Consider the following 16,194-nt stretch of genomic DNA (forward strand, 5'->3'; position numbering starts at 1 on the left):
TTGGCCCCATCAAAGTAGGTCGCCGAGGGGCGAAAAGGTGACCTGAGTCGAACCTCAATCTACCTGACATCACAGAACAGCTGTGTGACGCAGAGCGTCACGAACTGCATCCCCACGCGGAGCGTGAGGAACGATAGTTATGTGACTATCGTGCCCATGCTCGGCACGATAGCAATCGTTAGCAGCCAACCTTCACCAATACGTCTCAACCGCCACCTGCCCAGGCTTGCGTGACAGGCTCAAGCGCATCTCGCGCTGCTTGAGAATCGCCCGAGTGTCATCGATCATCTGCGGATTGCCGCACAACATCACCCGCGAATGCTCCGGCGTGAGAGCAATGCCGGCCGCGCGCTCCAGCTCCCCGTTTTCGATCAACTGCGTGATACGCCCACTTAATGCGCCCGGATGCTGCTCGCGGGTCACCGTAGGCAGAAACAGAAACTTGTCCGCGTATTCAGCCAGGTACTCACGCTGCATCAATTCGGCAATCAACTGCTGATAAGCCAGCTCACGCGACTCACGAACGCTGTACACCAGAATCACCCGCTCGAACTTCTCCCAGACCTCGAAATCCTGAAGGATCGACAGAAACGGCGCGACACCCGTGCCTGTGGATAACAGCCAGAGATCGCGCCCATTGACAAAGCGATCCAGGGTCAGATAACCAAACGCCTGCTTTTCCACCAACAGACTGTCGCCCTCACGCAAGCGGCTCAACTCGCTGGTGAACTCGCCATCCGGCACCACGATGGAAAAGAACTCCAGAAACTCATCGTGCGGAGAAGAAACCATCGAATAGGCACGCCATACCACCGAGCCGTCGGCCTTCGTCACCCCGAGACGCGCAAACTGTCCGGCACGAAAGCGAAAGCCGGGATCACGCGTGGTGCGCAGGGTAAACAGGTTCGCGGTCAGCGGCGTGACACGCCGCAGTGTCTGTCGGGTGAATTTGTCGTCACTGACGGTCATGGTGCGCTTTGAACTCCTGAATATGGAAAGCAGACCCCAGTGTCCCGCAAAGCAGGCTCGATAAACACCGGCTGTTTGTGATGGATTACCCGGCAACGCGCTCTGCCGCTTAGAGTATTTGGTTCTTGGATCAGCCCTTGCCGGGTCGAACATCCACAGAGCCGATTACCCCGACCCTTCTCGCGCGGGGGTTTCAGCCGACAGCCCGAGAACGTACTGCCAAGTGCCATCAGCCCATCCGTCCGGCCAATCCGCAGCCCGACGGATTGCGGTCTATTTGTTCCTAGACTGGATAAACACCCAGCAAGGTCTGTACACGTACTGCAAGGAGGCTACATGAACACGATGGACATAAATTTCTCACAGCCCTCGCCAGCAAAAAACCTGACTCAGAGAGAAATCGAAGTCCTCAAATGGTCCGCTGAAGGCAAAACAGCTGGCGACATCGCAATGATCCTCTGCCTGAAGGAGCGCACCATTCACTTCCACATTGCCAGCGCCATTCAAAAAATGGGCGTTTGCAACAAGACGGCTGCCGCCGTACAAGCCGCACTCAGCGGGATGTTCTGACAAAACGGACAATCACCGCATAATCAGACAGGTATCGAAACGAAAAAATACGTAAAATCGTCTGCCTCAGCGAGCCCACCTGTCATCGGGCTCGCTGACATACCTTCGATTGCACAGAGTTCTCCCGCCAATGCCGCTGCTCATCAGTCCCTTCGCTGAACTTGATCTCATTCGCCAACCCGAGCAACAGGATGAGCCCCTGCAGGCCTTCGATGCCGCTGACGAATACCTGCTCAATCATGTTGCACAAACAGGGCTGAGCCTGCCAAGCCGGGTTCTGGTGCTCAATGACAGTTTCGGCGCGCTGGCGGCAAGTCTCGCGCCGCATGCCACGGTGATCAGCAGTACCGACTCGTTTCTGGCGGCGCAGGCGCTGGAAAAGAATCTGGCGCGCAATGGCATGAGCTACGACGCAGTACCGCACATTCCGGCCAGCGAAGCGTTGCAGGGACCCTTCGACTGGGTGCTGATCCGGGTGCCCAAGACCCTGGCGCTGCTCGAGGAGCAACTGATACGCCTGCAAGGCCAGCTGGCCCCCGGCGCACGGGTTATCGCTGCAGCAATGGTCAAGCATTTGCCGCGTTCGGCTGGCGACTTGCTGGAGGAATATGTCGGACCGGTGCAGGCCTCGCTGGCAGTGAAAAAAGCCAGGCTGTTGTTTGCCACGCCACAGCCCATGGAAGTGCGGACCTCGCCCTACCCGACGCGCTACCGACTGGATGAGCCGGCCATCGAACTGCTCAACCACGCCAATGTGTTCTGCCGCGACGGGCTGGACATCGGCACCCGCGCTTTCCTGCCGCATCTGCCAAAAAATCTTGGCACGGCAAGGGTCGCAGACCTGGGCTGCGGCAATGGCGTGCTGGCCATTGCCAGTGCGCTGGACAACCCGCAGGCGCACTACACACTGGTCGACGAGTCGTTCATGGCCGTGCAATCGGCAGCCGAGAACTGGCAAGCGACGCTGGGAGATCGCGACGTACGGATTCAAGCAGGCGACGGTCTGGAGATGCAGGAGCCTGATTCGCTGGATGTGGTGCTGTGCAACCCACCCTTCCATCAGCAACAAGTGGTCGGCGACTTTCTTGCCTGGCGGATGTTTCTTCAAGCGCGCGCAGCGTTGGTGACCGGCGGGGCGCTGTACATCGTCGGCAATCGCCATCTGGGTTATCACACCAAGCTGTCGCGCCTGTTCCGCGGCGTCGAACAGGTCGCCGCTACGCCGAAATTCGTGATTCTGAAAGCCCGCAAATAACCCACGCCCACGGCACAAAAAAAGACCCCCTTGCCACGCGAGTGGCAAGAGAGTCGCAAAACGTGTCCGCAGACACGAACGGGAATTCAGTATCAGTGTGTCGTCAGGCCCGCTGCGCTCATGAACATGCGCATCAGGCTGGCCACGATGAACAGTGCGAATACGCTGCCCGCCCAGATTCCGACCAGCCAGGCCAGTCGTTGCCAGAGCGGCTTGCTCAGCGCCGGATCAGGATCGTGCATGGAATTTTTACCAGACATCGTCATTCTCCTCGGTTCGGACTAGTGATAACCGTCTGCAGCCGTCACCTTGCCGCGGAACACGTAGTAGCTCCAGAAGGTGTAGCCCAGGATGAACGGAATGATGAACAGCGTGCCCACCAGCATGAAGCCCTGGCTCTGCGGCGGCGCGGCGGCTGCCCAGATCGATACCGAAGGCGGAATGATGTTTGGCCACAGGCTGATGCCCAGACCGCTGTAACCCAGGAAGATCAGCAACAGGGTCAGCAGAAACGGCGTGTAGTGCGCATTGCGGGCCACCGCCTTGAACAGACCGTACATGGTCACCAGCACCAGAATCGGTACCGGCATGAACCAGAACAGGTTCGGCATGCTGAACCAGCGATGCGCGATATCAGCGTGGGCCAGCGGCGTCCACAGGCTGACCACGCCCATGACCGCGAGCACCGCAAGGGCCAGCGGACGTGCCAGATCATGCATCGCCCTCTGCAGCGAGCCTTCGGTTTTCATGATCAGCCAGGTGCAGCCCAGCAGCGCATAGGCGACGATCAAGGCCAGCCCGCAGAACATCGGGAACGGCGAGAGCCAGTCCAGCGAGCCCCCGGCAAACTGGCGATCGACCACCGGAATGCCTTCAATGTAGGCACCCAGCGCCACGCCCTGGAAGAAGGTCGCAGCCAGCGAACCGCCAATGAACGCCTTGTCCCACCAGTGACGCTTCAGCTCGGTCGCCTTGAAGCGGAACTCGAACGCCACGCCACGGAAGATCAGGCCCATGAGCATGAACATCAGCGGCAGGTACAGCGCAGACAGGACCACCGAGTAGGCCAGCGGGAATGCGCCGAACAGCGCCGCACCGCCCAGCACCAGCCAGGTTTCGTTGCCGTCCCAGACCGGCGCGACGGTATTCATCATCACGTCGCGGTCGGAACTGTCCTTCATGAACGGGAAGAGAATCCCGATACCCAGATCGAAGCCGTCCATCACCACGTACATCATGATGCCGAAGACGATGATGATGGCCCAGATCAGCGGAAGATCGATACCCATGGCTTAAATCCCCTTGCCGTGACGGTCAAGATTGTCGCCATCTTCTTCGCCTTCAACAGCGGCGGAGAGCGGACGGGCCGGTGTGCGTTGCTGGCCGGGACCACCGTGAGGCACATGTTCGACATAGGCTTTCGGCCCTTTGCGAACCAGACGCATCATGTAGCCAAGGCCTGTGCCGAAGAGCACGAAGTAGACGACCACGAACAACACCAGGGTGATGCTCATCTGCGCCACGCTGTGCCCGGACGAAGCATCCGCGGTACGCATCAGGCCGTACACGACCCACGGCTGACGACCGATTTCGGTGGTGAACCAGCCGGCGAGAATCGCGATCAGGCCAGACGGCCCCATCCACAACGCCAGGTACAGGAACGGACGCGAGTTATACAGCGTGCCGCGCTTGCGCAGCCACAGGCTCCACAGACCGGTGAAGATCATCAGCATGCCAAGGGCGACCATGACCCGGAACGACCAGAACACGATCGTCGAATTAGGGCGATCCTCGGGCTTGAATTCCTTGAGCGCAGGCACTTGCTTGTCGAGACTGTGGGTCAGGATCAGGCTGCCCAGGTACGGAATTTCCACCGCGTACTTGGTTCGTTCTTCCTTCATGTCGGGAATGCCGAACAGGATCAGCGGGGTCGGTTCGTCACCGACGTTCTCCCAGTGACCTTCAATGGCAGCAATCTTCGCAGGCTGATGCTTGAGCGTGTTCAGACCGTGGAAGTCACCAACGACAGCCTGGACAGGCGCCACCAGCAGGGCCATCCACATGGCCATCGAGAGCATCTTGCGCACCGCAGGTGTGTCGCGGCCCCGCAACAAGTGCCAGGCGGCCGACGAACCGACGAAGAACGCCGTCGCCACGAACGCGGCAATGGCCATGTGCGTCAGGCGATAAGGGAACGACGGGTTGAAGATCACGGCGAACCAGTCAGTGGGAATGATCCGACCGTCGATGATCTCGAACCCTTGCGGTGTCTGCATCCAGCTGTTGGACGACAGAATCCAGAAGGTGGAGATCAGCGTGCCGATGGCAACCATTACCGTGGAGAAGAAGTGCAGTCTGCGGCCGACACGATTCCAGCCGAACAGCATGACCCCGAGGAAGCCCGCTTCGAGGAAGAACGCGGTCAGCACCTCGTAGGTCAGCAGCGGCCCGGTCACGGCACCTGCGAAGTCGGAGAAGCGGCTCCAGTTGGTACCGAACTGGTAGGCCATGACAAGCCCGGAAACCACGCCCATGCCGAAGTTGACTGCAAAAATCTTCGACCAGAAGTGGTACAGGTCACGGTAGACGTCATCGCGGGTCTTCAGCCACAGACCTTCGAGCACAGCCAGGTAACTTGCCAGACCGATGGTGATGGCAGGAAACAGGATGTGGAACGAAATCGTGAATGCGAACTGAATCCGGGCGAGATCTATAGCCTCTAAACCGAACATAAGATGTTCCTCTCTCAGATGAAACGTGCTGCCGGCCACAAGCCAACAGCGATTGCCCCCACGGTAATGAGTGCTAATGTTTCTTTATTCTGGCGTTTCCAATGGCGAAAACGCTGGTCGATGCACTGATCATTGCCTGAATGCAATGACGCAGATCAATCGACCATCAAAGAGTAGTCCTGTTCAGCCAGTGTAGTCGTGTGGTCTATTGTCGCGTGGCGGGTTGTCTCACCTGCAGAGCGAGTGCAGAAGCGGAGTCCTTGCGAGCACCTATCGTTCCTCACGCTCCGCGTGGGAATGCCGTTCGTGACGCCCCGCGTCACATCTGCGCCGCACCGCCCATCCTCACTAGCCGTGTGCCAATGCAAAGCATTGGCACGATAGGCCGTTGGATTTACGCTCGCTGTTACAACAGTTTATCCAGCGTGATCGGAAACTCGCGGATCCGTTTGCCGGTGGCGTGATAGATAGCGTTGGCAATCGCTGCCGGCACACCCACGATGCCGATTTCGCCGACGCCCTTGGAACCCAGCGCGTTGACGATGTCGTCGTGCTCTTCGACAAACAGCACGTCGATGTCGCCGATGTCAGCGTTCACCGGGATGTGGTACTCGGCCAGGCTGTGGTTCATCGGACGGCCCAGGTCGTGGTCAAGCATCGCCTCTTCCTGAAGCGCCATGCCCATGCCCCAGACAACGCCACCCAGAATCTGGCTGCGTGCCATTTTCGGGTTCACGACCCTGCCCGCTGCCACGGCACTGACCACGCGATTGACCTTGATAGTGCCCAGATCCTCGTCGACCAGCACTTCGACGAATACCGCCGAGTGCGTGGCTGCCGCATAGGCTTCGCGCTTCTTGTCCGGCTCGGCGTCGACTTGCACCTCGATGACACCGTGGGCCTGAGACGCGGCCAGTTCAGCCATCGATAGCGCCTGATCGCCGACGTACAGCTTGCCCGCTTCGAAGCGAACCTCATCCGGCGTCACAGAAGCGAATTGCGGATGCAGCCCTTTGGCAACTTCCAGTACCTGTCGCTGCAAAGCCTGACAGGCCTGTTGCACCGCAGTACCGACTGAAGACACCGTGAACGAGCCGCCCTGCAACGGCGCGGTCGGCAACGAAGAGTCGCCCAGCAGAAAGGTGACATTCTCCACATCAATGCCCGAGGCTTCAGCAGCGATCTGCGTCATCACGGTGTACGTTCCCGTGCCGATGTCAGTCGTGGCACTGCTGACCACCAAAGTGCCATCTGCCTCAAGACGCGCCTTGGCGCTGGCTTTCATCTGCATAGCCTCCCAGACACCACCCGCCATGCCCCAGCCAACCAGCTGGCGGCCTTGGCGCATGCTGCGTGGCTCAGGGTTGCGGCTGGACCAGCCAAAGCGTTCGGCACCCTGGGCGTAGCATTCGCGCAATTCCTTGCTCGAATACGGCTTGTCTTCGTTGCCGTTGCGCTCGGCGTAGTTGGTCAGGCGCAGGCGCACCGGGTCGATGGCCAAGGCGTAAGCCAGTTCGTCCATGGCGCATTCCAGGCCGATCATGCCCAGGGCAGCACCCGGCGCACGCATGTCGAGCGGCGTAAAGACGTCCAGCGGGACCAATTTGTAGGTCAACTGCACGTTGTCGCAGTGGTAGAGCATGCCGCTCCACTCCACGACGTGCTCGCTGAAGTCCTCGAAACGCGAAGTCTGCCCGATGGCCTCATGACCGACCGCCAGCAAACGGCCGTTGGCAGCCGCGCCCAGACGCAGGCGCTGAATGGTGCGCGGGCGATAACCGAAGGTGAACATCTGCTGCCGGGTCAGCGTCAAGCGCACGGAGCGCTTGAGGTGCAGTGCAGCCATCACCGCCAGCGGCAACTGATATTGCGGGCGCAGGCCAGAACCGAAAGCACCACCGACAAAGGCGGCCAGTACACGGATCTTGTCCTTTTCAAGGCCGAAGACCTTGTGCAGGTAGTCCTGACAGTTTTGCGTGCCCTGGGTCTTGTCGTGAATCTGCAAGCTGCCGTCAGCCTGATACAGGACGGTGGACGCATGCGGTTCCATCGGGTTGTGGTATTCGCTGGGCGTGCTGTAGGTCACGTCCACGCTCAACGCCGAGCTGGCCAGTTCACCTTCGAAGTTGCCACGCGGCGGCGGCAATTCGGCAGGCGCGTCATAGGCGGTGTCTAGCATGGCCTGCAGATCGGTCTGGTGCTCCTGCTGCCCGTATTCGATACGCACCAGCGAGCCCGCATGCCGCGCCAGTTCCAGCGTATCGGCGACGACCAGCGCGAGCGGCTGGCCGCTGTACATCACGTTGTCGTTGTAAAAAGGACGAAACGGCGAACCGTCGGCCGAATCGGCGTCTTCATAGTTTTCGTCGTAACTGGCCAGCCACGGACGGTTGGTGTGGTCGATGACAGCGACCACACCCGGCACCTTCATTGCCTCGCTTGTATCGATGCTGGCGACGCGGCCGTTGGCGATGGTGCTGGAGACCACGCTGCCATACAGCAACCCTTCTTCAGGGTATTCGCCGGCGTAACGTGCGCCACCGGTCACTTTCAATCGGCCGTCGACGCGGTCCACTGGCTTGCCCATTGGCGAAAATGGCTGGTTCATTGGGCGCTCCCTCCTGTTGCGGCATCGCTCAAGGCACGGATGATCGCGCGGCGTGCCAGTCTGACTTTGAAACCGTTGTGCTCCAGAGGCTGGGCATCTTCCAGCATGGCGTCTGCGGCAGCGGCGAAGTTCTCGCGGGTGACCGGCTTGCCGACCAACAGTGCCTCGACGGCCTTGTCGCGCCACGGTTTATGCGCGACGCCGCCCAATGCCAGACGCACGTCGCGAATCACGTCGCCGTCCAGATCGATGGCGGCAGCCACCGATATCAGGGCAAACGCGTAGGACGCACGGTCACGGATCTTCAGATAAGCGTTGTGGCTGACAAAGCCATTTGCAGGCAGCTCGACGGCGACGATCAACTCATCGTCGGCCAACTGATTGTCCCGTTGCGGCGCATCACCCGGCAGGCGATGGAAATCCGCGAACTCGATGGTGCGGCGACCCGCACGTCCCTGGACGTGCACCACAGCCTCCAGCGCAGCGAGGGCCACACACATGTCGGACGGGTGAGTCGCGACGCAGTCCTCGCTGGCACCAAGGATCGCGTGAATGCGATTCAGGCCGGTGCGCGCCGGGCAGCCACTGCCGGGTTCGCGCTTGTTGCACGGCACGCCGGTGTCATAGAAGTAATAGCAGCGGGTGCGTTGCAGCAGGTTGCCGCCGGTACTGGCCATGTTGCGCAACTGCGGCGAAGCACCGGCCAGCACGGCCTTGCTCAACAGCGGGTAACGCGCTTCGATCAACGGGTGGTAGGCCAGGTCGGCGTTGCTGACCAACGCACCGATCATCAAACCGCCCGAGGCGGTTTCACTGACATCCCTTAAAGGCAGGCCGGTGATGTCGATCAGGTGCTCGGGCGTGGTGACGTTTTCTTTCATCAGGTCGAGCAGATTGGTGCCGCCCGCAATGAAACGCGTGGCCGGTCCGCTCAGGTTGACCGCAGCAGTGATGTCGGTCGGCTTGCTGTAGGTAAACGGATTCATGCGTTCACCTCCGGCTTCGGCGCTGCGTTGTGGAACTGCGGCAGCGCCTCTTCGACGGCGGCGAGGATATTGCTGTAGGCACCGCAGCGGCACAGATTACCGCTCATCAGTTCCTGAATCTCGGCACGCGTGCTGGCGCGCCCCTCATTGGCAAGCCCGACTGCCGAGCAGATTTGCCCGGGCGTGCAGTAGCCGCACTGGAACGCATCGTTCTTGATGAACGCCTGCTGCATGGGGTGCAACTGGTCGCCATCGGCCAGGCCTTCAATGGTGGTCAGCTCGGCGCCATCACACATGATCGCCAGCGTCAGGCAGGCATTGATGCGCGTGCCGTCGCGCAGTACGGTACACGCACCGCACTGACCGTGGTCGCAGCCTTTCTTGGTGCCAACCAGATCGAGCTGATCACGCAGCAGGTCAAGCAAAGTGGTCCAGGGCAGCACATCCAGTTGGCGGAGCTGTCCGTTCAGGGTCAGGGAAATCGCGTGGGTGGCGAAGTCCTGGGGGTTCGGGGTCGTTGCACTCATGGAAACCTCACGGTAGGCGGTCACTTAGCGCACTTTTTATGCGTCTTAAGGGGTGGGACTTCGCGAGGTTTGCAACGTTCAGGCTTTCTTGATGAGCGTACTTGTCATCGAAAGGCCGTCATCCACAGGCAGCCATCCCGCCAAGCTGCTGGTATGATGCGCGGCTTTTTCCGACCCGCAAAAATCAAACGGGCTGCCCTGCAGTCTGTGCATTGCTGTTGGAGTCGATCATTCACGACGCGCGCCGCGTCACGGAGAGCCAGACATGCTGGAAAGGCTGTTTCAACTCAAGGCACACAACACCAACGTGCGAACCGAGATTCTTGCGGGCGTCACGACTTTCCTGGCGATGGCTTACATCCTGTTCGTCAACCCGAGCATCCTCGGCGAAACCGGCATGGACAAGGGCGCGGTATTCGTCGCCACCTGCCTGGCAGCGGCCATCGGCTCGACGGTGATGGGCCTGATCGCCAACTACCCGATTGCTCTGGCACCGGGCATGGGCCTGAACGCCTTCTTTACCTACACCGTGGTCCTGCACATGGGCCACAGCTGGCAGGTAGCGCTGGGCGCGGTGTTCATTTCAGCGGTGATGTTCTTCATCCTGTCGATCTTCCGGATCCGCGAATGGATCATCAACAGCATTCCCCTGCCCCTGCGTTCGGCAATTGCGGCCGGTATCGGCCTGTTCCTGGCGCTGATCGCCCTGCATAACGCCGGTATCGTGGTCAGCAACCCGGCGACCATGGTCGGCATGGGCGATCTCAAGCAGCCCGCCCCGGTACTGGCGACGCTGGGCTTCTTTCTGATCGTGGCCCTGGATTACCTCAAGGTTCGCGGCGCCGTGCTGATCGGCATCCTCGCGGTGACTTTGGTGTCCATCGCCCTGGGCTTCTCGCCGTTTGGCGGTGTGGTGTCGATGCCTCCTTCGCTGGCCCCCACGTTCATGCAACTGGACATCATGGGTGCGCTGGACGTCGGTCTGGTCAGCATCATCTTCGCGTTCCTGTTCGTCGACATCTTCGACAACTCCGGCACCCTGATCGGCGTGGCCAAACGCGCCGGGCTGATGGGCAAGGACGGGCACATGCCGAAGATGGGCCGTGCGCTGATCGCCGACAGTACTGCCGCGATGGCCGGCTCCCTGCTGGGCACCTCGACCACTACCAGCTACATCGAGTCGGCGGCAGGCGTGAGTGCCGGTGGCCGCACAGGTCTGACTGCCGTGGTGGTCGCCGTGCTGTTTCTGCTGGCGCTGTTCTTCGCCCCACTGGCCGGCAGCGTGCCCGCCTTCGCGACCGCACCCGCGCTGCTGTTCGTCGCTGTGTTGATGGCGTCCGGCATGGCGGAAATCGACTGGGATGACATCACGGTCGCAGCGCCAGTAGTCATCACTGCTCTGGCCATGCCATTCACCTACTCCATCGCCAACGGCATTGCCTTTGGCTTCATTTCCTGGACAGCGATCAAGCTGCTGTCGGGACGCTGGCGCGAGCTGAATTCGGCGCTGGTGATCCTGTCGATCCTGTTCGTTATCAAGCTGGGCTGGTTCAACGCATGAGTGTTCCCTTCGACCCTGCGAGCTACGACCGTCAGCTCGAAGAAAAAACCGTCCGCCTGCGCGAGTTGCTGGCGCCGTTCGATGCACCCGAGCCGCAGGTGTTCGACTCGCCACGCGAACACTATCGGCTGCGCGCCGAGTTCCGCCTGTGGCGTGAAGACCAGAAGCGCTATTACGCGATGTTCGCGCCGGGCGACAACAGGACGCCGATCCTGCTCGAAGGTCTGCCGATCGCCAGCGAGCGCATCAACGCGCTGATGCCGGTGCTGCGCGAGCGCTGGGAAGCCAGCCCGACGTTGAACCACAAGCTGTTTCAGGTGGACTTCCTGACCACGCTGGCAGGCGACGCGATGATCACCCTGTGCTATCACCGCCCGCTGGACGCCGAATGGCAGGCCGCAGCCGAACAACTGGCCGCCGAACTGGACGTCAGCCTGATTGGCCGCTCCAAGGGTCAGAAGCTGGTCATCGGCCATGATTACGTGACCGAGAAGCTCGACGTGGCTGGCCGCACCTTCAGCTACCGGCAACCGGAAGGCGCTTTCACCCAGCCCAACGGCACGGTGAACGGCAAGATGCTCAACTGGGCCTTCGATGCGCTGGGCGAGCGGCAGGACGACCTGCTGGAGCTGTATTGCGGCAATGGCAACTTCACCCTGCCGCTGGCCACCCGCGTGCGCAAGGTGCTGGCGACCGAAATCAGCAAGACCTCGGTCAATGCGGCGCTAAGCAATCTGGATGACAACGGCGTGGACAACGTCACGCTGGTGCGCCTGTCCGCCGAAGAACTGACCGAAGCCCTTAATGAAGTGCGCCCGTTCCGCCGCCTGCACGGTGTGGACTTGAAGAGCTACGATTTCGGCAGCGTGTTCGTCGACCCGCCCCGCGTCGGCATGGACCCGGACACCTGCGAACTGACCCGGCGCTTCGAGCGCATTCTGTACATATCCTGCAACCCCGAAACCCTGGCCGCCAACATCGCCCAACTGCACGACACCCACCGGGTCGAGCGCTGCGCACTGTTCGATCAGTTTCCGTACACCCACCACATGGAATCGGGTGTGCTGCTGGTTAGGCGCTGAGCCTCCTCTGACGGACTATCGTGCCGATGCTACGCGTCGGCATGTAGTTCCGGACGCTCCGCGTCCTCTTGCGACGCGGAGCGTCGAGAACTGCATTCCCACGCTGGAGCGTGAGGAACGATAATCTCAACTATCGTGCGGCGCTCTGAGCGTGAGGAACGATCATTTCACTATCGTGCGGCGCTCTGCGTCGCCATGCCGTTCCGGACGCTCCGCGTCCTCTTGCGACGCGGAGCGTCGTGAAATGCATTCGCACTGGAGCGTGAGGAACGAGAGGTTCTTTCATGCCCGTCACCGCGAAACTGTCAGAATATTTATTAGCTTCCTATCGATACGCTGGGGTATAAACCAAAAACCTGAATCAGCTGCTTCGATGGGATCCTTTTTCTTGAGCTCCGAGTCTTCCGCGCCTTCTGTGCCGGTCAAGTTGTCCAGCCAGCCCGGTTTCGTCAGTTTTATCCTCTCGCGCCTGATGGCCGTGTTTGCCATGCAGATTCAGGCGGTGGTCGTTGCCTGGCAGGTCTATGACATGACCCGCGAGCCGATGGCGCTGGCCTATGTGGGTCTTGCTCAGTTCATTCCCATGTTGCTGCTGTTGATGCCTGCCGGGGATCTGATCGACCGCTACAACCGCAAGGTCATCCTGATGCTCAGCTGGGGTGTGCAGGCGATCTGTGGCGTCATTCTGTTGGTGTTCTCGGCGCTGAAGCTGCAAGACCTGCGGCTGATCTACGGCGCGCTGATGCTGTATGGCTGCGCCCGCGCCTTTACCGGTCCGGCGCTGCAAAGTCTGTTGCCGCAGATTGTCCCGCGCGACCAGCTGGCCTCGGCCATCGCCACCAACAGCGTGATCATGCGCTGTTCGACCGTCGGTGGCCCGCTGATCGGTGGCTATCTTTACTGGCTGGGCGGCGCAGAGTTGACGTATTCGGTCTGCGTCGCAGCATTCATAGCCGGCATCCTGTTTCTGGCCCCCGTGGCAACGCCCTTTGCCGGCAAGCCGGTGGAACTGGGCTCCAGCGCCTGGGGCCGGTTCACCGCGGGCATTGCCTTCATTCGCTCGCGGCCGATCATCCTTGGCACCATTTCGCTGGACCTGTTCGCCGTGCTGCTCGGCGGCGTGGTGGCGCTGCTGCCGATCTACGCCCATGAAGTGCTGCACCTCGGGCCGCAAGGGCTGGGCATGCTGCGGGCGTCGATGAGCCTGGGAGAACTGGGCGTGGGCATTTACCTGAGCATGCGCCCGTTGCAGCGCAACGTTGGCATGACCATGTTTCTCGCCGTCGGCCTGTTCGGCGTAGCGAATCTGGTGTTTGCACTGTCGACACTGTTCTGGCTGTCGTGCCTGGCCCTGCTGATTGCGGGCGCGGCGGACATGGTCAGCGTGTTCATCCGTTCGGCGCTGGTGCAGTTCTCGACGCCGGACAACATGCGCGGCCGGGTCAATGCGGTGAACATGCTGTTCATTGGCTCCTCCAACGAGCTGGGCGAGTTCCGCGCAGGCACCAGCGCCTCGCTGGTCGGCGCAATCCCTGCCGCAATCATGGGGGGTGTCTGCACGCTGGGCGTGGTCGGCGCCTGGATGACGGGCTTCAAATCGTTGCGTCAGGTCGACCGTTTTGCCGACGCCTCGCCGCCGGACGTGCTCAACGCGCAGCCCGTGAAACAGGCCTGACAGCGGCAGGTTTCAGCAAAACACAGCCACGGCACAGCTTGGGCGAACCAATCAGCCCCGTTACACCTCTATACCCTCGCATTCTGCACACGACGCTGGCCGGAACGCCGGACTGGCGTATTCGCGTATCAGCAGCGACACTCATTGCACGAAAAGAAGAGGGATCCGACATGCTCTGGAAAAAAGGCCGACGCAGCGACAACGTAGTCGATGCGCGCGATGGCGGCAGCAGTGGTGGCGGCGGCGGTGGCATGCGCATCGGCGGCAAAGGGCTGGGTATCGGCGGCATCGTGATCATCGTCGCCATCGGCCTGCTGACCGGCCAGGACCCGATGCAGATTCTCGGGCAACTGACCGGTCAAGTGACCGAGCAGAGCGCCCCGCCCAGCGCGCAAACGCGTGAAGCGCCGCCGGCCAACGACCAGCAGGCCGAATTCGTGCGCAGCATCCTTGGCGATACCGAAGACACCTGGCGCGCCGTATTCGCCCAGAATGGTCGCGAATACAAGGACCCTACGCTGGTGCTGTTCAGCGGCCAGGTCAACTCCGCCTGCGGTCGCGCCACGTCGGCAACTGGTCCGTTCTATTGCCCGGCTGACCAGCAGGTCTATCTGGACATGGAGTTCTTCCGTGAAATGGCTCAGCGCTTTTCCGCCGCTGGCGACTTCGCTCAGGCTTACGTGATCGCTCACGAAGTCGGGCACCATGTGCAGACCCTGCTGGGCATTTCCGCCAAGGTCGACAAGGCTCGCCAGGCCGGACAGAAAATGGAAGGTGCCAACGGTTTACTGGTCCGCCAGGAGCTGCAAGCGGACTGCTTTGCCGGTGTTTGGGCCTACAACGCACAAAATCGTTTGAACTGGCTCGAGCCGGGTGATATTGAAGAAGCATTGAACGCGGCCAACGCTATCGGCGATGATCGCTTGCAACAGCAAAGCAGTGGTCGAGTCGCTCCGGACTCCTTCACTCACGGCACGTCTGCACAGCGTGTACGCTGGTTCAAGGCAGGCTTTGCCCAAGGTCAAATCAATCAATGCGATACATTCGCCGCCAAGAGTCTCTGAGCACATGATTAAACCGCTTCTGGTCCTGTTGTTGAGCACTGCCTTCGTGAGCCTCGGGGCGCATGCCGAGGATCAAGCGGTCAATTCCATCAGCCCGGATCGCCTCGCCATCAATGGCGCAGAGGCGACCCTCGGGCTGAGCCAGGAGTGGGTACATCCCAAGCCGAAGATCGAACGCGTAGTGATCGTCCTGCACGGTCGCCTGCGCAATGCGCAAACCTACCTGCGCAGCATCGAACGGGCGGCCAACCAGTCCCGAGAGCGCGGCAAGACCTTGCTGATCGCCCCGCAATTTCTGGATGAAAGGGATATCGTTGCGCACCACTTGCCTGACTCGATCCTGCGTTGGCGCCAGAACAGCTGGATGGAAGGCGCGACCTCCACCGATCCCAAGCCGGTCAGCTCGTTTCTGGTGCTGGACCACATCCTCAAGCGCCTGAGCGACAGCAAGCTGTTTCCCAACCTGAAGGAAATCGTCATTGCCGGGCACTCCGGTGGTGCCCAGGTGGTGCAGCGCTACGCGATGATCGGCGGCAAGGAAGACGCCCTGCTGCAACGTGAAGGGGTGAAGCTGCGCTACGTGATCGCCAATCCGTCGTCCTACGCTTACTTCGATGCGGAACGGCCTGAACCGGTAACCGCGCAAAGCTGCCCGAACTTCAACGACTGGAAATACGGCCTCAACAAGATGCCCTTCTACTCGGGCAAGGAAAAGCCGGCTGACATCGAGAAGAATTACGTGAAGCGCGACATCACTTACCTGATGGGCGAGCTGGACACCGACCGCAACCACCCGGCACTGGACAAGACCTGTGCCGCCGAAGCGCAAGGCGCCTACCGCCTGATTCGCGGGCAGAACTACTTCAACTATCTGCAGAAGCGTCACCCGGAAGGGCTGAACCAGCGCCTGGTGATCGTGCCTAAAGTCGGCCACAACGGCGACGGGATCTTCACCTCACCGCAAGGCCAGGCGGTACTGTTCAAGCCGTTTTGAGTGATATTGATATCGAGTGGTATTGATATAGCTATCGTCCCCACGCTCCGCGTGGGGACGCATTTCTGGACGCTCTGCGTCCTCATGCCGACGCGAATCATTGGCACTATCGGCAGCTCAGATCACCCCAGCATCCCGCGCAGCACTGTGCAATCCTGCGCATGCCAGTCC

14 protein-coding genes are annotated in these 16,194 nt (G+C 60.8%); 7 read left to right on the forward strand and 7 right to left on the reverse strand.

Going from position 1 to position 16,194, the window contains the following annotated elements; genetic code table 11:
* Positions 1-192: 192 nt before the first annotated feature.
* Positions 193-969 (reverse strand): ferredoxin--NADP reductase, encoded by a 777-nt coding sequence (locus P406_RS22425; RefSeq protein WP_046237404.1) that lies wholly within the window; start codon positions 967-969, stop codon positions 193-195.
* Positions 970-1,305: 336 nt separating this feature from the next.
* Here P406_RS22425 and P406_RS28265 point away from each other — a divergent pair, with 336 nt between their 5' ends.
* The gene (locus P406_RS28265) at positions 1,306-1,539 is read left to right on the forward strand and encodes a helix-turn-helix domain-containing protein (RefSeq protein WP_003340758.1); all 234 of its coding nucleotides are present in this window, start codon (positions 1,306-1,308) and stop codon (positions 1,537-1,539) included.
* A 130-nt stretch (positions 1,540-1,669) separates the two neighbouring features.
* Positions 1,670-2,794, forward strand: a complete 1,125-nt coding sequence (locus tag P406_RS22435) for a methyltransferase (RefSeq protein WP_024649106.1) — start codon at positions 1,670-1,672, stop codon at positions 2,792-2,794.
* 92 nt (positions 2,795-2,886) lie between these two features.
* Here the strand turns inward: P406_RS22435 and P406_RS26865 are convergent, their stop codons facing one another.
* From P406_RS26865 to P406_RS22460, 6 genes are all read right to left on the reverse strand, one after another.
* Entirely contained in the window at positions 2,887-3,054 is a 168-nt protein-coding gene (locus P406_RS26865) for a DUF2474 domain-containing protein (protein WP_002555239.1), read from the reverse strand.
* A gap of 21 nt (positions 3,055-3,075) precedes the next feature.
* Positions 3,076-4,083, reverse strand: coding sequence for a cytochrome d ubiquinol oxidase subunit II (gene cydB, locus P406_RS22440; RefSeq protein WP_046237405.1), 1,008 nt, complete (start codon positions 4,081-4,083; stop codon positions 3,076-3,078).
* A gap of 3 nt (positions 4,084-4,086) precedes the next feature.
* Positions 4,087-5,526: a cytochrome ubiquinol oxidase subunit I gene (locus P406_RS22445; protein ID WP_003419102.1), complete on the reverse strand. Its 1,440-nt coding sequence runs from the start codon at positions 5,524-5,526 to the stop codon at positions 4,087-4,089.
* A gap of 406 nt (positions 5,527-5,932) precedes the next feature.
* Positions 5,933-8,134, reverse strand: a complete 2,202-nt coding sequence (locus tag P406_RS22450) for a xanthine dehydrogenase family protein molybdopterin-binding subunit (RefSeq protein WP_046237406.1) — start codon at positions 8,132-8,134, stop codon at positions 5,933-5,935.
* The gene (locus tag P406_RS22455; RefSeq protein WP_046237407.1) at positions 8,131-9,120 is read right to left on the reverse strand and encodes an FAD binding domain-containing protein; all 990 of its coding nucleotides are present in this window, start codon (positions 9,118-9,120) and stop codon (positions 8,131-8,133) included. Before P406_RS22455 ends, P406_RS22450 begins: the two co-directional genes overlap by 4 nt.
* A complete protein-coding gene (locus P406_RS22460; RefSeq protein ID WP_003368718.1) occupies positions 9,117-9,647 on the reverse strand; it encodes a (2Fe-2S)-binding protein in 531 nt (176 codons plus the stop codon). The genes P406_RS22455 and P406_RS22460 overlap by 4 nt, the downstream gene beginning before the upstream one ends.
* 265 nt (positions 9,648-9,912) lie before the next feature.
* Between P406_RS22460 and P406_RS22465 the strand changes: the two genes are divergently transcribed.
* The 5 genes from P406_RS22465 to P406_RS22485 all read left to right on the forward strand — a co-directional run bounded on the left by P406_RS22465 (position 9,913) and on the right by P406_RS22485 (position 16,023).
* Positions 9,913-11,208, forward strand: coding sequence for an NCS2 family permease (locus P406_RS22465; protein WP_003396212.1), 1,296 nt, complete (start codon positions 9,913-9,915; stop codon positions 11,206-11,208).
* Positions 11,205-12,290 carry a tRNA (uridine(54)-C5)-methyltransferase TrmA gene (gene trmA, locus P406_RS22470; protein WP_046237408.1) on the forward strand — a complete coding sequence of 362 codons (1,086 nt, stop codon included), beginning with the start codon at positions 11,205-11,207 and terminating at the stop codon, positions 12,288-12,290. Before P406_RS22465 ends, trmA begins: the two co-directional genes overlap by 4 nt.
* Before the next feature lie 388 nt (positions 12,291-12,678).
* Complete coding sequence (locus tag P406_RS22475; protein ID WP_024649113.1) at positions 12,679-13,965, forward strand: MFS transporter; 1,287 nt, start codon at positions 12,679-12,681, stop codon at positions 13,963-13,965.
* Positions 13,966-14,135: 170 nt separating this feature from the next.
* On the forward strand, positions 14,136-15,029 hold the full coding sequence (ypfJ, locus tag P406_RS22480) for a KPN_02809 family neutral zinc metallopeptidase (RefSeq protein WP_003313827.1): 894 nt from the start codon (positions 14,136-14,138) through the stop codon (positions 15,027-15,029).
* Between the two features lie 4 nt (positions 15,030-15,033).
* Positions 15,034-16,023: a hypothetical protein gene (locus P406_RS22485; protein WP_003313828.1), complete on the forward strand. Its 990-nt coding sequence runs from the start codon at positions 15,034-15,036 to the stop codon at positions 16,021-16,023.
* Positions 16,024-16,194 lie beyond the last annotated feature (171 nt).

Origin of the sequence: Pseudomonas syringae pv. coryli str. NCPPB 4273, assembly GCF_000972175.1 — a bacterium.
Lineage (GTDB): Bacteria > Pseudomonadota > Gammaproteobacteria > Pseudomonadales > Pseudomonadaceae > Aquipseudomonas > Aquipseudomonas syringae.

Bases quoted from the DNA above. Each gene is read 5' to 3' on its own strand.
- P406_RS22425 (WP_046237404.1), bottom strand. From the start codon at position 969: ATGACCGTCAGTGACGACAAATTCACCCGACAGACACTGCGGCGTGTC.
- P406_RS28265 (WP_003340758.1), top strand. From the start codon at position 1,306: ATGAACACGATGGACATAAATTTCTCACAGCCCTCGCCAGCAAAAAAC.
- P406_RS22435 (WP_024649106.1), top strand. From the start codon at position 1,670: ATGCCGCTGCTCATCAGTCCCTTCGCTGAACTTGATCTCATTCGCCAA.
- P406_RS26865 (WP_002555239.1), bottom strand. From the start codon at position 3,054: ATGTCTGGTAAAAATTCCATGCACGATCCTGATCCGGCGCTGAGCAAG.
- cydB (WP_046237405.1), bottom strand. From the start codon at position 4,083: ATGGGTATCGATCTTCCGCTGATCTGGGCCATCATCATCGTCTTCGGC.
- P406_RS22445 (WP_003419102.1), bottom strand. From the start codon at position 5,526: ATGTTCGGTTTAGAGGCTATAGATCTCGCCCGGATTCAGTTCGCATTC.
- P406_RS22450 (WP_046237406.1), bottom strand. From the start codon at position 8,134: ATGAACCAGCCATTTTCGCCAATGGGCAAGCCAGTGGACCGCGTCGAC.
- P406_RS22455 (WP_046237407.1), bottom strand. From the start codon at position 9,120: ATGAATCCGTTTACCTACAGCAAGCCGACCGACATCACTGCTGCGGTC.
- P406_RS22460 (WP_003368718.1), bottom strand. From the start codon at position 9,647: ATGAGTGCAACGACCCCGAACCCCCAGGACTTCGCCACCCACGCGATT.
- P406_RS22465 (WP_003396212.1), top strand. From the start codon at position 9,913: ATGCTGGAAAGGCTGTTTCAACTCAAGGCACACAACACCAACGTGCGA.
- trmA (WP_046237408.1), top strand. From the start codon at position 11,205: ATGAGTGTTCCCTTCGACCCTGCGAGCTACGACCGTCAGCTCGAAGAA.
- ypfJ (WP_003313827.1), top strand. From the start codon at position 14,136: ATGCTCTGGAAAAAAGGCCGACGCAGCGACAACGTAGTCGATGCGCGC.
- P406_RS22485 (WP_003313828.1), top strand. From the start codon at position 15,034: ATGATTAAACCGCTTCTGGTCCTGTTGTTGAGCACTGCCTTCGTGAGC.